General features: G+C 38.8%; 15 protein-coding genes. 5 read left to right on the top strand and 10 right to left on the bottom strand.

Annotation, left to right across the window (positions count from 1 at the left end; translation table 11 throughout):
- Window positions 1-85 precede the first annotated feature (85 nt).
- From AC3E9U_RS05770 to dapF, 4 genes are all read right to left on the bottom strand, one after another.
- On the bottom strand, window positions 86-985 hold the full coding sequence (locus AC3E9U_RS05770) for a DUF2279 domain-containing protein (protein WP_488745951.1): 900 nt from the start codon (window positions 983-985) through the stop codon (window positions 86-88).
- A gap of 61 nt (window positions 986-1,046) precedes the next feature.
- Window positions 1,047-2,087 carry an endolytic transglycosylase MltG gene (gene mltG, locus AC3E9U_RS05765; RefSeq protein WP_488745950.1) on the bottom strand — a complete coding sequence of 347 codons (1,041 nt, stop codon included), beginning with the start codon at window positions 2,085-2,087 and terminating at the stop codon, window positions 1,047-1,049.
- Between the two features lie 7 nt (window positions 2,088-2,094).
- A complete protein-coding gene (locus tag AC3E9U_RS05760) occupies window positions 2,095-2,631 on the bottom strand; it encodes a GNAT family N-acetyltransferase (RefSeq protein ID WP_488745949.1) in 537 nt (178 codons plus the stop codon).
- An 88-nt stretch (window positions 2,632-2,719) separates the two neighbouring features.
- Window positions 2,720-3,517, bottom strand: a complete 798-nt coding sequence (gene dapF / locus AC3E9U_RS05755) for a diaminopimelate epimerase (RefSeq protein WP_488745948.1) — start codon at window positions 3,515-3,517, stop codon at window positions 2,720-2,722.
- 144 nt (window positions 3,518-3,661) lie between these two features.
- Between dapF and AC3E9U_RS05750 the strand changes: the two genes are divergently transcribed.
- The 3 genes from AC3E9U_RS05750 (at window position 3,662) to AC3E9U_RS05740 (ending at window position 7,582) form a co-directional block, all read left to right on the top strand.
- Window positions 3,662-5,053: a S1C family serine protease gene (locus tag AC3E9U_RS05750; protein WP_488745947.1), complete on the top strand. Its 1,392-nt coding sequence runs from the start codon at window positions 3,662-3,664 to the stop codon at window positions 5,051-5,053.
- A 130-nt stretch (window positions 5,054-5,183) separates the two neighbouring features.
- Entirely contained in the window at window positions 5,184-6,632 is a 1,449-nt protein-coding gene (locus AC3E9U_RS05745; protein ID WP_488745946.1) for a glyceraldehyde-3-phosphate dehydrogenase, read from the top strand.
- A gap of 104 nt (window positions 6,633-6,736) precedes the next feature.
- Entirely contained in the window at window positions 6,737-7,582 is an 846-nt protein-coding gene (locus AC3E9U_RS05740; RefSeq protein ID WP_488745945.1) for an alpha/beta hydrolase, read from the top strand.
- Window positions 7,583-7,636: 54 nt separating this feature from the next.
- Here AC3E9U_RS05740 and AC3E9U_RS05735 read toward each other — a convergent pair whose 3' ends face one another.
- From AC3E9U_RS05735 to AC3E9U_RS05715, 5 genes are all read right to left on the bottom strand, one after another.
- Complete coding sequence (locus tag AC3E9U_RS05735) at window positions 7,637-8,461, bottom strand: SDR family NAD(P)-dependent oxidoreductase (RefSeq protein WP_488745944.1); 825 nt, start codon at window positions 8,459-8,461, stop codon at window positions 7,637-7,639.
- A 131-nt stretch (window positions 8,462-8,592) separates the two neighbouring features.
- A complete protein-coding gene (locus AC3E9U_RS05730; protein WP_488745943.1) occupies window positions 8,593-9,582 on the bottom strand; it encodes an NAD-dependent epimerase/dehydratase family protein in 990 nt (329 codons plus the stop codon).
- Window positions 9,579-10,268, bottom strand: coding sequence for a CPBP family intramembrane glutamic endopeptidase (locus AC3E9U_RS05725; protein ID WP_488745942.1), 690 nt, complete (start codon window positions 10,266-10,268; stop codon window positions 9,579-9,581). The genes AC3E9U_RS05730 and AC3E9U_RS05725 overlap by 4 nt, the downstream gene beginning before the upstream one ends.
- A 2-nt stretch (window positions 10,269-10,270) precedes the next feature.
- Complete coding sequence (locus AC3E9U_RS05720; protein ID WP_488745941.1) at window positions 10,271-10,972, bottom strand: DUF6134 family protein; 702 nt, start codon at window positions 10,970-10,972, stop codon at window positions 10,271-10,273.
- Window positions 10,973-11,079: 107 nt separating this feature from the next.
- Window positions 11,080-12,192 carry a helix-turn-helix domain-containing protein gene (locus AC3E9U_RS05715; RefSeq protein ID WP_488745940.1) on the bottom strand — a complete coding sequence of 371 codons (1,113 nt, stop codon included), beginning with the start codon at window positions 12,190-12,192 and terminating at the stop codon, window positions 11,080-11,082.
- 275 nt (window positions 12,193-12,467) lie between these two features.
- Here AC3E9U_RS05715 and AC3E9U_RS05710 point away from each other — a divergent pair, with 275 nt between their 5' ends.
- Together AC3E9U_RS05710 and AC3E9U_RS05705 are read left to right on the top strand one after the other, a co-directional pair.
- A complete protein-coding gene (locus AC3E9U_RS05710; protein ID WP_488745939.1) occupies window positions 12,468-12,995 on the top strand; it encodes a GNAT family N-acetyltransferase in 528 nt (175 codons plus the stop codon).
- A 6-nt stretch (window positions 12,996-13,001) separates the two neighbouring features.
- On the top strand, window positions 13,002-13,355 hold the full coding sequence (locus AC3E9U_RS05705; RefSeq protein WP_488745938.1) for an iron chaperone: 354 nt from the start codon (window positions 13,002-13,004) through the stop codon (window positions 13,353-13,355).
- A gap of 5 nt (window positions 13,356-13,360) precedes the next feature.
- Here AC3E9U_RS05705 and AC3E9U_RS05700 read toward each other — a convergent pair whose 3' ends face one another.
- On the bottom strand, window positions 13,361-14,758 hold the full coding sequence (locus AC3E9U_RS05700; protein WP_488745937.1) for a C40 family peptidase: 1,398 nt from the start codon (window positions 14,756-14,758) through the stop codon (window positions 13,361-13,363).
- Window positions 14,759-14,781 lie beyond the last annotated feature (23 nt).

Below are 14,781 nucleotides of genomic sequence, written 5' to 3'. Positions count from 1 at the left end.
CACCCGCTGTCACCGATGTGAAATTACCTGTATGCAAAGATACGGTGCTAATTTATGAAACTGAAAACCAGCAAGTTAAAGTTTGTTAAAAATAGATAAAGTAGCCTTTTACATCGCCGAACTGATTGATCTCCAAAGTAGGAGCCGGCACTTTAATTGTGTTCAGAACAGAAAAAAGAGTTTTCAAAACAGGAGATTTTGTTTTGATTCGGGTTAAGTCCACATCTACACTTAAATAAAATTGTCGGGTGCGCTCATTGCGGACTTCAATGCCTGCCGGTACCGATTCGCTGTCACCGTATAACATCCCATCCGCACCATATCCCAAGGCCACATTGAACCATTTTGGAATTTTACTTTCCTTAAAAAAACTATGTAGGTTGCCCGACAGCCAATACGTTTGTCCGTTATAATCCTTGAGAATCTGTTCGTTCAGACTGCTCCCTAAGGTATTCGGACGCAACTCGGCATATTCGGTTGTATGGAACGAGAATTTTGGCGTGATGCGTTGTTCGTCCCATAGTAATTCCTGTGAAACATACAAACCGGTCCCGACGGTATTAGCTACTACATCTCCCCAGGACGCGCCCCATTCGGCCGAAAAACCATCAAAAACCTCCACCACCGTCATGAAGGCAAAACCAACTGTCGCCCCATAAACCAACTGATGTTTTTTATCGGCACCGCTCCAAGCCAATGCTTCTGCGCCGAAACGCCCCATATGGTAGGTTGTATACAAATGACCGGCCTTATCCATTTGCAGCCATTCGTTATTATCATTGATAAAATGGAACGATGATTTCGGATAATCCTTATACCAAAGAGCATTCAATCCTACCAAAGTCACCCCCAAAAAAGCAGCTTCGGAAATATAGACGGTATTCCGCCTTTTGATATTTAAAGTATCCGAAGGCGTTAAAAAAGCTTCAAATTTTGATTGGGAGTAAACCGGAAGGACTATCAATACAAAAAGAATCGCAAGCACTTTTCGATTAAAAAATGCTTGCGATTCCTTTATAATTATTTGCAATTTTCTTTTCAAGAAATTAACGCTGATACCCTTGTTGTGCAACCCACTCGGCATATTTCTTAGCGATTACCTGATGCTGCTCATAGGTTTCCGCGAATTCGTGGTATCCGAAACGGTCAACACTTGCACAAAAATACACATAGTTGTGTTTCTCAGCGTTCAACACTGCATCAATAGCCGAAATATCCGGCATTGAAATTGGTCCCGGCGGCAATCCGATATGGATGTATGTATTGTATGGCGAATCAATTCTCAAATCGTTGAAATATACCCTTTTAATTACCTGATCAAAATTTTGAGATTTCTCTTTGATTGCATAGATCACCGTCGGATCCGCCTGTAAAGGCATCTCCTTTTTCAGACGATTCAGATATACACCTGCTACACGCGGTCTTTCATCTGCTTTTGCAGTTTCTTCATGCACGATCGCAGCAAGGGTTGAAACCTGCACCGGAGTTAAATTTAAGGCCTTTGCTTTCGCCTGACGCTCCTCGTTCCAGAATCTTCTGTATTCCTTTGCCAGTTTATCGCGCACTTTCGTCGGACTTACATTCCAGTAAAACTCATAGGTATTCGGAATAAACATCGCCAGGATATTTTCTTTATCAAACCCGTTTTCTGCCATAAAAACAGAATCGGTAAACACTTTGGTTAGCGTAATACTGTCCGGTTCAATCTGAGAAGACAGACGTTGAACCAGTTTACTCAACGATTCCTGGTTATTGAAGGCCAGTTTCACCGGAACGTTATGACGCAAAGAAGAAACAATACTAAAACTGCTCATCCCTTTGGTCAGTAAAAATTTCCCCGGATTCACATTGGACATATAGCCTCTTTTTTCAGCTACAAAAACGAATTTGTCCATGTCCTCCACATAAGGCGATATAATCTTCTTTACATCTTCATATGTAGAATTCGTCGGAACATACACAAAAACTTCATTCTCATCAAATTTTGTATTGCCGGTAAATGCTTTTAAATAAACAACAACACCTACAACGGTTGCTGCAATCAAGATACCAACCGACACAATCGGCACAATTCTTTTCGCGTTCAAAACTTTATTATTTATTTAATGGATTAATCAATTGATAAAAGCCTTCATCTGCGTAGCGGTTCTGAAAACGGTTCCAGTCTTTTTTTATTCCTACGCATTGGAAGCCAAAATTAGTAAAAAGGTTGATACTTGGTGTATTTTCCGTACCAATATTTGCATAGAGCTGATGCAGTTGTAATTGTCCGAAGCAAAAATTAACCAGCAATTCAAGGGATTCTTTTCCAACACCTAAGTTCCTGTGTTCCTGATTTTTGATTACAATTCCTATTCCCGCGCGTTGGTTTCTCGGATCGAAATCAAATAAATCAATCAGACCGACGGCCTCAAAACCATCATTTTTACAGATCGCCAAACGAAGTTGTTTCGCCTCGTAAATATCCTGATGCACATTTTCCAGATACTGCCGGATCAAAAACCGACTGTAAGGTGTTTGCGTATTGCTAACCTCCCAGATTTCCTCGTCGTTTTCTATCGCATAGACAAATTCCAGATCATCCGGCTCAAGCGCGCGCAGGTAAACGGTATTTCCTTTGAGTGTGATCAAATCAGATTTCTTAGTTTAGAATTGCATATTATTTTTTAAGCACAATCGGTTTTCTTGCTTCTTGTCTCTTGCTACTATTTTCTTTATTCTATTTTCTATTCTCTTCTACAGAAACCTCGCCTTTAAAAACAAATTTAGCTGGACCTTTCAGGAAAACATGGGTAAAAAATCCGTTTTTCTCCGTGAAGGAAACTTCCAGGATTCCGCCTTCTACCTCCAGTTCAATTACGGAACTGTTGGTTCTTCCAGTGGCTTTCATTGCAATCGCAACAGCTGTCGCTCCGGTACCACAAGAAAGCGTTTCATCTTCCACTCCGCGCTCATACGTACGCAACCTGAATTTATTTTCATCGGTTTGTGATACGAAATTCACGTTACTTCCGGCCTTTCCGTACAATTCCCCATATCGGATTTTGGAGCCTTCATTGCGTACATCAAAAATATTCAGGTCTTCCACCATCTGCACGTGATGTGGTGATCCCGTGTTTAAAAAGACATGTTTTTCGTGCTCCTGAACCTCATCCACATCTTTCATCTGAAGCGAGACAATACCATCTTCATTTATAGTAGCATAATGAAGACCATCGGTTGCAATAAAAGTAGTTTCGGAATCAATTACACCCAATTGCTTGGCAAATGCTACCAGACAACGTCCGCCGTTACCGCACATGGAACTTTCATTCCCGTCCGAATTATAATAAACCATTCGGAAATCAGTTGCAGCATCGTTCTCCAGCAGAATAAGTCCATCGGCTCCAATGCCAAATCTGCGATCACATAATTGCGCTATTAAATTGGTATCATTTTTGGGGAAATGTAAGTCTCGGTTATCGATCATGACAAAGTCATTTCCGGTTCCCTGGTATTTATAAAAAGTATAATTCATCTGACATTCAAATAAGTAGCAAAAATACGAATAATTACGAATATTAAAGGCAAGTTAAAGATTGTTAAACCGTAGTTAAAGCATTTTTTCGAATTAATGAAGTTCATAATTTTACTGTTAAATTAATAAACATCTCTATACATCATGAACAAATTTTCAAGCTTATTAGTAGTATCTCTGTTAAGCGGCACAATAACGCTTGGCGCATACAAATTATTCCTCGAACCGGATAGTGCTTCCGGAAGCAAATTATCGATCGCTTCAGACAACTTTGCAAGAAATGTAAGTCTGGGTCCCGAAAACAGTGATTTTACGGTTGCCGCAGAAAAAGCGGTACATTTTGTGGTACACGTGAAGAATGTTACCGTCTCGGAAGTCCCGTCGAATCCGATAATGGAATATTTCTATGGTTATCGTGGCGGACAGCAGCAAACCCAGATCGGAACCGGATCGGGTGTAATCATTTCCGAAGACGGTTATATCGTTACCAACAATCATGTGGTCCAAAATGCTACCGAACTTGAAGTAACACTTAACAATAACCGATCGTACAAAGCAAAAATAATGGGCACCGACAGTAAAATGGACATTGCCCTGTTAAAAATAACCGCTGACGAAAAACTCCCTTATGCCACTTTTGGAAATTCTGACAATATGAAAGTCGGCGAATGGGTTCTGGCAGTTGGAAATCCATACAACCTGAACTCCACGGTAACTGCGGGGATCGTTTCTGCAAAAGCAAGAGACCTTAGCAACACAGGCCTTCAATCGTTCATACAAACCGACGCGGCAGTAAACCCCGGAAACAGCGGTGGCGCATTGGTGAATACGCGAGGCGAACTTATTGGCATTAACACCATGATTTCGTCACAAACGGGATCTTATGTGGGATACTCTTTTGCCGTTCCATCCAACATCACCCGAAAAATCATTGAAGATTTGATGGAATACGGAAATGTGCAACGCGGCGTATTAGGCGTTGGTGGCGGAGAATTAAACAGTGAAGCCGCTAAAGAATTAGGTGTAAAACAAACACAAGGTTTCTACGTCAATTCCGTTTCAAAAAATTCGGGTGCTGAAAAAGCCGGTTTAAGACAAGGCGACATTATTGTTCAGTTGGACAATCGTCAGGTAAATGGGTATTCGGATTTAACCTCATACATCAATACCAAACGTCCTAATGATGTTGTTCAGGTAGGTTTTTTAAGAGATGGTGAAAAGAAAACAATTCCGGTAACGCTTACCAAAAAAGAACTGATCAATGCTGAATTTGAAGGTTTCGAATTCGAAGAAATAGACGCCAACGACAAAAAACGATTCCAACTGAAAGATGGTGTAAAAATCAAAGACGTGACTAATGAACGATATCTTGAATACGCCGATGTTCTCAAAGGAAGCATTATTTTGCGAATTGACGGAAACAAGATCAACTCAATGGATCAGGCTTCCCGTATCCTGAATTCCAAAACCAGCAATCAGAAGTTCCGAATCGAAGTTATCACACAGGCAGGGGAACGCCTTCAGATGATTTTATAAAACAGGAAATATCTTTCCGCAAAACCAGTCCAACGACTGGTTTTTTTATGGAATATTTCACAAAATTATTTTCCGTAATCTGATTAAAAATCAATAATTTTGCACCAAAATCAAACAACACAATTTTTATATGGACAATTCAGTTTTATACGAAAAAGAATTGGCTTTTCAGGCAGACAGAAGAAGAGCTGGCGTAGAACTTATCAAGATTATCAGTGATTTATGGTATGACAAATCGATAGAGTTGGTACTTTTCAGAAACCAATTAATCGACAGAAATGTTAGTGACATCATCAACTTGCACGAATATGCTGTGGAATTTGTTCAAAAACCAATCAACGTTTTTGATTCAGTAGAAATCGCAAGAGCAATCCAGGCTTTAGATTTACCGCCTTCAAGAATTGACATTGGTAAATTAACATACGAATATCATTTAGAGGACGATAAATACAACGATGCTACGGCTTTCGTTATCGACAAACTGAAAAACGCTAAAGACACTTCCGAAATCAAACCAAAAGATGTGGTATTGTACGGATTTGGACGTATCGGTCGTTTATTGGCGCGTGAAATGATGTCTAAAATCGGAAAAGGTCAGCAATTGCGTTTAAGAGCAATCGTTACCCGTGATAAAAGTGACGCTGTTTTATTGGAAAAACGTGCTTCATTATTGCGTTATGACTCGGTTCACGGTGATTTCGAAGGTTCGGTTTCTGCAGATGTAGAAAACAATGCTTTAGTAATCAACGGTTCTACTGTTCATATCATTACTGCAAACTCTCCGGAAGAAATCGATTATACAGCATATGGAATCCATGACGCTTTGGTAATTGACAACACTGGTGCTTTCACAACTGAAGAAGCATTAAGCCGTCACTTAACTTCTAAAGGCGTTGATAAAGTATTATTAACGGCTCCCGGAAAAGGCGTTCCAAACATCGTTTACGGTGTAAACCACGAAGAATACAACCCGGACGAAGTAAAAATCTACTCTGCAGCTTCTTGTACAACAAACGCAATTACTCCGGTTTTAGCGGCTATCGAAGAGACTTTAGGTGTCGTTAAAGGACACTTGGAAACCATCCACGCATATACAAACGACCAGAACCTTGTAGACAACATGCACAAAAAATACCGTCGTGGTAGAGCTGCAGGTTTAAACATGGTTATCACTGAAACAGGCGCTGGAAGTGCTGTTGCAAAAGCATTACCTAGTTTAGCTGGTAAATTGACTTCAAACGCGATCCGTGTACCGGTTCCAAATGGTTCATTGGTAGTTTTAAATCTTGAAGTAGGTAAAAATACTTCTAAAGATGATATCAACGCTATCATGAAGCATTATGCTTTGGAAGGAAACTTAGTAGAGCAGATCAAATATTCACTGAACAATGAGTTAGTATCGTCAGATATCGTTGGAACTTCGGCTCCTGCGATTTATGACAGTAACGCTACGATTGTTTCTGCTGACGGTAAAAACGTTGTTCTTTACATCTGGTATGATAATGAGTACGGTTACAGCCACCAGGTAATCCGTTTAGCGAAATACATTGCTAAAGTAAGACGTTACATGTACTACTAATAAGTTAGAGTTCAGAAATAGAATTTAGAATATAAAAAATCCGCTTCGAGAAATTGAGGCGGATTTTTTTTTATATTTCCTACAGATAAATCGCATCAGTCAAAATGAAAAAAATCATAACTCTAATAACACTCATTTCCTTCCATCTTGCATTTACCCAAGCCAAGAACGAATCAAAACCTTTTGTATTGGGGGAAATCCGGCAGATCAATTCAAAAATCTTATCTGAAAAAAGAATCCTCAACATTTATTTACCGGAAGGTTACAAAGCAACTGACACGATAAAATACCCTGTAATTTATCTTCTTGATGGTTCAGCCGATGAAGATTTTATTCATGTCGTTGGACTAGTGCAATACAACACTTTTCCGTGGATCGACCGCATTCCGCAATCCATTGTAGTAGGAATAGCTAATACCGACAGACGCCGCGATTTCACTTCACCATCGACTTTTCCGGTAACCAAAGAACAATTCCCTAAAGCCGGAGGTTCGGAAAAATTCATTTCCTTTATCGAAAAAGAACTTCAGCCTTTTATCAACAAAAATTACAAAACGACCAATTCAAAAACCATTATCGGACAATCTTTAGGCGGACTTTTGACGACCGAAATCCTTTTTACCAAGCCGGCACTTTTTGACAAATACATTATTATCAGCCCGAGTCTGTGGTGGAATGATGGCGCGCTTTTAAAAACGAAACCTTCTATTGCAGAAGCCAATTTCCCTCAAAAGACCAGTATTTATATTGGTGTCGGAAAGGAAGGACTCGGGCCTGTTTTCGACAATCACGTCATGGAAGTCGATGCCAATGTGTTGTATGATAAGATCAAAAATTCGGAAAGCAAAAACATTAAAGCTTTCTTTGATTATCTGCCTGAAGAAGATCATGCGACCGTGACCCACCCGGCTTTATTCAACGCTTTCAGGTTACTGTATCCGAAGAAATAAAAAAAGCCAGTTCAAAAAAATACTGAACTGGCTTTTTTTTTACTTGACTTTAATCTAATTTTTAACCAAATTACGCTCCATTGCACTTACAGATTGGACATTTCTCATCTGTAAACCAACTATAAAATCTTTTACAAAAGCGGGAATCATCATATCGCAAAACAAAAACAGCTTATTCAGTTTGCCCGGTACGATAACCTCTTTTTTATTTAAAAGGCCTTCAATTGCAATCGGCGCAACTTCTTCCGGATTCATGGCCGACATTCTGGTCAACCAATTAAAGGACTGATTTAATGCGGTTACCGCTTTGTTCGTATTCATCGGTCCGGGGCAAATAACACTTACATTGATTAATTCCGAATCCAATTCACGTCGTAAACTTTTTGAAAAAGAATAAACATACGACTTAGTTGCTCCGTAAACCTGTTTTTTCATCAGGAAAAAGAAACTTGAAAGACTTCCCACATTTAGGATATAACCCGGACTAAAATTCCCCAGATTCTGTAAAAACATATAGGTCATGATCGTAGTAGTCATGATATTTACTTTGATTTGTCTTCTGAAGAAATCGATACTTCCTTCTTTAAAAAACATGGTACTTCCCATACCGACATTGTTGAGCAGCATGTTGACCTGCAACTGTCTGTCATTAATTTCATTAAAAATAGCCATACAGTTTTCCTCCACCGAAAGATCTTTTTCCATCGCAACAACGTCTATGCCGTAATCTTCTTTTAGCTGTTCCGCCAAATTATCAAGTTGCGTTCCAGGCAGTGCTACCAAGATCAAATTCATATTTCTTGAAGCACATTCGGTGGCCAGTGCTTTTCCGAAACCTTCACTGGCTCCGGTTATTAGAGTATACACACAATTTTTCATGATTTCTAATATTTAAAATTAAACAGTATTATCCACTCCTGGTTATTAAAGAGGCTTGAAAACCCTTTAATTCCTGGACTTTTAATTTATAATCGATAAAAAATTAACTGGGTAAAGAGCTTAACATTAGGTTACACGTTGGCTTCTAAGAAGTAAGCAACGGTTTGTTTCAGTCCTTCCGATAAGGAAGTAATTTTATAACCTAATTCCTTTACAGCTTTTTCACTGCTGAAATTTTTATTGCAATAGATATGTCTGATACCGTTGCGGGTAACAAAAGGTTCTGAACCTGTCACGGCAAACCACATCCACTGTCCGATAGCCATTAACACAACAACAGGTCGTGGAACTTCGATCAGCTTTGCTGTACTGCCGGTAATAGCTCTCAGATCGTGGAAAAAATCCCTGTACGACACATTGTTTCCTCCTAAAATATAGCGCTCTCCGCTTCTTCCTTTTTCCATGGCGAGCATATGACCTTTCACCACATCATCAACAAAACAATAATTAGCGATAAAGCTTCCCGGATAAGGAATAAAAGTCAGTTTTCCGGAAGCAAATCCCCGAATCATTTTATTTACGCTTAGTGTTTTTGATTCAACGGGACTGGATCCAAAAATTTTGGAAGGAGAAACAATTACAGTATGCAATCCTTTACCGGCAAATTGCATAACCAGTTCTTCAGCCTGATGTTTTGAAATATCATAATGACAAACCAGCGGAGCATTTCTCAAAGTACCTTCATTCAAAATTTCTCCGTTTGAAAAACCAATCACACTGCAAGTGCTGGTATAGACAAATTTTTCCACTTTATATTCGAGTGATTTCTCGAGAACATTTCGGGTCCCTCCCACGTTGATTTCATAAAACAGATTTGAATTTTTATCAAACAATTTTACCAGCCCGGCGGTATGATAAACTTGTTTACAGTCTTTTATTGCCGCATCTATCGAACGGACATCTGTGACATCACCTTTAAAAGCCTTTATATTTTCGTGGACCGGAATAGTTGCCGAATTAAGATTTCGCACTAAAACATGCACGCTATTTCCGCTTTCAGCCAAACACATTGCCAGCTTATTTCCCATATATCCGGTTGCCCCGGTGACTAAAATTTTCATGACATTGAAGTTTTATAATTAGAAACAAATAATCGTAGAAAAGAATATTCATAAACAAATGAGATTCCGATATGAAGAAGCATTACTGGCCAGATACTACTGAAGGTCGTCATAAAAAAACACGCCAGCAATCCGAAAGGAAGGCAAGCCAGCATTTCTTTTTTTCCGCTAAAAACATGAAGTACTACATACAAAAACACATTGATCGAAACGGCAGGCATTAATCCAAAAGCTTCGACACAGATAAAGAATAAAAGCCCTCTGAACCAGAATTCATAAACCGCCAGAAAAAGCAATCGGACGATTACGTAAACCATAACCCATTTTGAATTCCACACCTCTTTTAAAACCTTGGTTTCGTGTGATTTTTCAAAAAGCATTTTACTTTGCCGGAAAGCAATAAACAATAACATCAAAGAACAGCCAACATACATCATCGTATTTACCGCATCAATTCGTGTCGCATTATCCAAGACGTCCAAAACCATATCTTTAAGAAACAGGAATGGCATCAATCCCAAGAAGAACAATCCGGTAAGATGGAATAGGATCAATTTTAACGGTTCGAGCGCGATGTTCCCAAATTCATCTACAAACTTGAGACAGCTGTCTTTTTTAGCTTTCCAGCTGATTGCAAAAAAAGCTAAATAACAGACAAAGAGCACTATCATTACATTCGCTTTCATGATCAATTTTTTGGCGTAAATATCACTTCCACAGCATATAAATCATGCTGGACTTTTATTTTAGTGCAGATTCCTTTTGAATAATAGAAACAATTCTTACTGCCATTGGGGAATTTCAACTGATAACCGCCATCACTTGTTTTGACGATCTTTACGAAGCGTTGCGGCTTTTCGCAGTACACATATTTTGCGGCAACCGGTTCTTCAAAAAACATCAAAAGAAGATTATTGGTGATTGGCGGATAGGGAATGATGTTTTGAACACCATTTTCGGTTACTACATACTTATTGTTAATCAGTTTGGTCTGTTTATCCACTTTTACATTTCCGTTGGTTTTACTGAGCTGGGAAGAAAAAATCAGTTTTCCTTTTTCAAAAACAGATTGTTCTTTTAAAAAGACTTTAATAGGAAGTACAAATTTTGTTTTGATTTCCGAAACCAAAGAGATATCCGATTTGTCTCCGTCAATCGACTTTTCAAGTTTCATCCAGCCGATATTATCTCCTTTATAAAGTATTTTATAATTGAACAAGGAATCTTGTGGGAATACCATCAGCGGTATAAGGAGCAATACAAATCTCATAAAGAATTTTGCCGATAATCTTGAAGCGCATCCGTTTATAAATTCCATAAATTTCAGCGCCGGATGCTGTCTGCCTTTCGAAAATTTCTTAAGCAGCGTGTAACAAATAAGGAATAACATAACTTTTAGTTTTAAAATTATAACCAAAGTTACGCTGGTAACAAAACTCCGATATCCCGAAATATCTGCTTTGCAGAAATCAGGACAAATTGCAAAATTCAGGACATTTAGGTGAGGTGATGTCTTTTAAAAGCGGAAGGTGTAACCGAAGTGAATTTCTTAAAAGCGGCATAGAACACCGACTTAGAGTTAAAGCCACATTCCAGACCTATGGCAACGATAGTATAAGAGGAGTAATCGGGTTTGGACAGGTATTTTTTCACCTTTTTCACCCTTAGGTAATTGATGTAATCTGAAAAATTATATCCGCTTTCCTGATTGATAAGATGGGATAATTTACTTACACTCATATCCGTTTCTGAGGACAATTTTTCCAGACTGAAGGAAGGATCGAGATATCTTTTGTTCTTCTCGATGTGATTTTTGATTTTTTCAAACTTAGTATCTTCGGAAATCCCATTTTGTTCTACAGCAATTCTGTCCTTCTCTTCAGTAGCGATGGCCTCCCGAAGTTTTATCCGTTCCGACATGAGCGAATAACTGTAAAAACCCTGATAACAGATCCAGTAAAGCAATATGGTGGTACTTAAGCGTAAAGGATAATAAATATACAATTCGGGATGAATGGCGCGGTTTCTGTTCAGCAATATGGCGCAAATCCACATCAGGATTACCAAACCGCCCAGGAACATAAAGTTTTTCAGCCATCGCAGACTGTCGAATGTGAGTACCGTTTCATACATCTCGGAAGATCGGAAAAGCAAAATAATTGATTTCACAAAGAGGAATATGGAATAGCACGCGTTAAAGATTTCTTCAACCTGTACATACTGTCCTATGACCAGGTTTTTACTTTCATCATTATAATAAGGAATCATTGCTACCCGTATCAGCATCTGAAGAATAAAAAGGCCGACAGAGATCCGGGCATAGGAATGGACTTTATCTTCAATTCGCAGATAATAAACCAAAAAGGCATAAAAGGAGGGCATAATCAGAAGATACCATGGAATCTGCAGTCGTTGAATATAAAAAGGCGCATCAACAAAAATAGTTTCGAGTGAAAATGCCTGCAGATTGTTCAGCATCAGAAACGCCACAACAAGATTCAGGAAGATAACAGATTTTTCTCTTCCATTTTTTGAAACCTGTGTCGCTATGATAAAAACAATTCCAAGTATGACGCCTGAAATCATCAGAAAATCGAAAAATTGCTTCATCCCTAATCGCTTAGTTAAACAATCCACTCTCCAACGATACATTCCGTTCTTCGAATTTGATAATACAAGCCCAAAGTAATTTCCATCTGCTATTTTTCAGCTCACATAAACCGCTGACAACCACCTATAAAGTTACTATTTTTTCAACGAAAAAACACGGGAGTGAAAGCAATTTTAATCAAAAAAAACTGAATAAAATAACATCGTTGCAACACTGAAATCATTATGCCGTATATTTACACGAACCACATTTTTAGTAATAATTTAAATGACACATGAACCTTCAGCCCATTTTAGAAAACGAAACCATTCAGTTGATTCCATTGCAGGAAAATGACTTTGAAGAATTGTATACTGTCGCGTCAGATCCGTTGATTTGGGAACAGCACCCAAACAAAGACCGCTATAAAAGAGAAGTGTTTCAGACGTTTTTTGAAGGTGCTATGGACTCGGGAGGTGCTTTTAAAATCGTTGATAAAGCTTCGGGCCACATCATTGGTTCGACACGTTTTTACGATTTAGATCCGGCCGAAAAAACGGTGTTGATCGGATATACTTTTTACGGCAGAACCTATTGGGGTTCGGCCTATAATCCACAGGTTAAAAAACTGATGCTGGATTATGCGTTCCAATTTGTAGAGACCGTCTATTTTCATATTGGCATTGACAACGTCCGTTCGCAAAAAGCCATTGAACGATTAGGTGCGATACAGAACAGACAAATTACGGTAGCTTATCATGGCGAACCCGAAAAAATGAATCTTGAATACCTGATTAGGAAAGAAAACTGGTTTCAGAAATAAGTACACATGGAGAAAAAAGCATACGAGAGCATTGACGAATATATAGCCGATTTTCCAAAAGACATTGCTTCTCTATTGGAAAAAATCCGGAACTGCATCAGGGAAACTGCACCGGATGCTACCGAAACCATCAGTTATAACATGCCTGCTTTTAAACAAAAGAAGATCCTCGTTTATTTTGCCGCCTTTAAAAATCATATCGGATTTTATGCATTACCGTCCGGAAATGAAGCGTTTCAAAATGAACTCTCCAAATACAAAACAGGAAAAGGGTCCATACAATTCCCTTTGAACGAAGAAATACCGTTTGAATTAATCCGGAAAATCGTTGCGTTTAGAATACAGGAAGTAATGCAATAAATGATTTAGTTAAGTACGCGGTTGATTTGCACGAATCGCTTAGCATAATATGGTTCTTTGGTAGAAGAAATAATAACACCTGAACTGGTCGAGGAATGAATAAACTTGATTTCATCTTCCAGAACTTCAGTGATCATGCCCACGTGGCCTACCCATCTTCCGCGGGTAGCAAAGAAAATCAAATCGCCTTTCTGTGCCTGACTCTTGTCAATTTTCACACCGGAACTGGAGGCCATTTCCGAAGAGGATCTTGGCAAAGTCATATCGATATTTTTAAAAGTACTGAACATCAATCCGGAACAATCAAAACCATTTCGATCGGTTCCGCCGCCACGATAACGAACGCCAAGATTTTCAGAAGCTTTTATTATTAGAAATTCGGCCTTTTCAGAAGCATCTGCCGACATTGGGGGAACTTCAATACTAGGTTTAACATCATTCCCATCTGAAGTTGATGCAACATTAGTATCATTCTCATCTTTCGGAACCTCTTTAACTTTAGGCTCTTCTTTTCTTGCTGATTCTTTTATCACCAGTCGCTGTCCTACATCCAACCCATTTGCAATTTGTGGATTTAGTCTCTCCAACTCGGCGATAGAAATGCCGTAACGCTTTGAAATGCCGTATTTCGTTTCTTTAGGCATCACTTCATGGATTCCTGAACTTGCTTCATGAGCAGCTTCTTTATTCTCAACCGCAAGAGCTTCGTCTGCTTGAGTGGTTTCGATTTGTTTCTTATTCTCCTCTTTGGTTTTCTTTTTCTCGGTTATCTCTGCTGCATTTTCTGTTCCCGGAATAAACACTACGTCTTTAACGTCCAATTTATTGTTTTCAACCTGCGGATTTACCTTCTTAAGTTCCTCGACCGAAACATTGTATTTTTTGGCAATCACATAAAATGATTCTCCCGAGGCAACAGTATGTTTTTGTAACGTACCCTGAAGCTTGGCTATTTTTTTGCTTTCCGCTTTTGAGAGTTTTTCTTCAGCCGTCTTTTTAGTCCCTTTAGGTAATGCCAACAACTCCCCTAACTGCAGATTGTCCGAATCCAATTGCGGATTGGCTTCCCGAAGTTCTTCAATGGACGTATCGTATTTTCTCGCAATAGTGTATAAGGATTCTCCGGATTCAACTTTATGAGAAGGTCCTTTGGGAACAAATTTATTTTTTTTGTCTTCTGATTTCTTCTTGGAGCTTTTCGGAACCAAAAGTACCATATCCAATTGCAACAAACCTTTTGCCTTTGGATTCAGTTCAAAAATTTCATCTTCGGAAACATTGTATTTTTTAGCGATACTGTATACCGATTCACCACTGCTCACCTTATGGCTGATTGTTTTCTGGGCAAAAACGGAAACCGACATGAATATAAAAAGCAACGAAAGTAGTTTAGGGAATTTCATCAAGTAGGGGTTTATTAAAAATT

Source organism: Flavobacterium sp. 21.1 (assembly GCF_057801535.1).
This window is presented reverse-complemented; position numbering and strand designations above follow the sequence as displayed.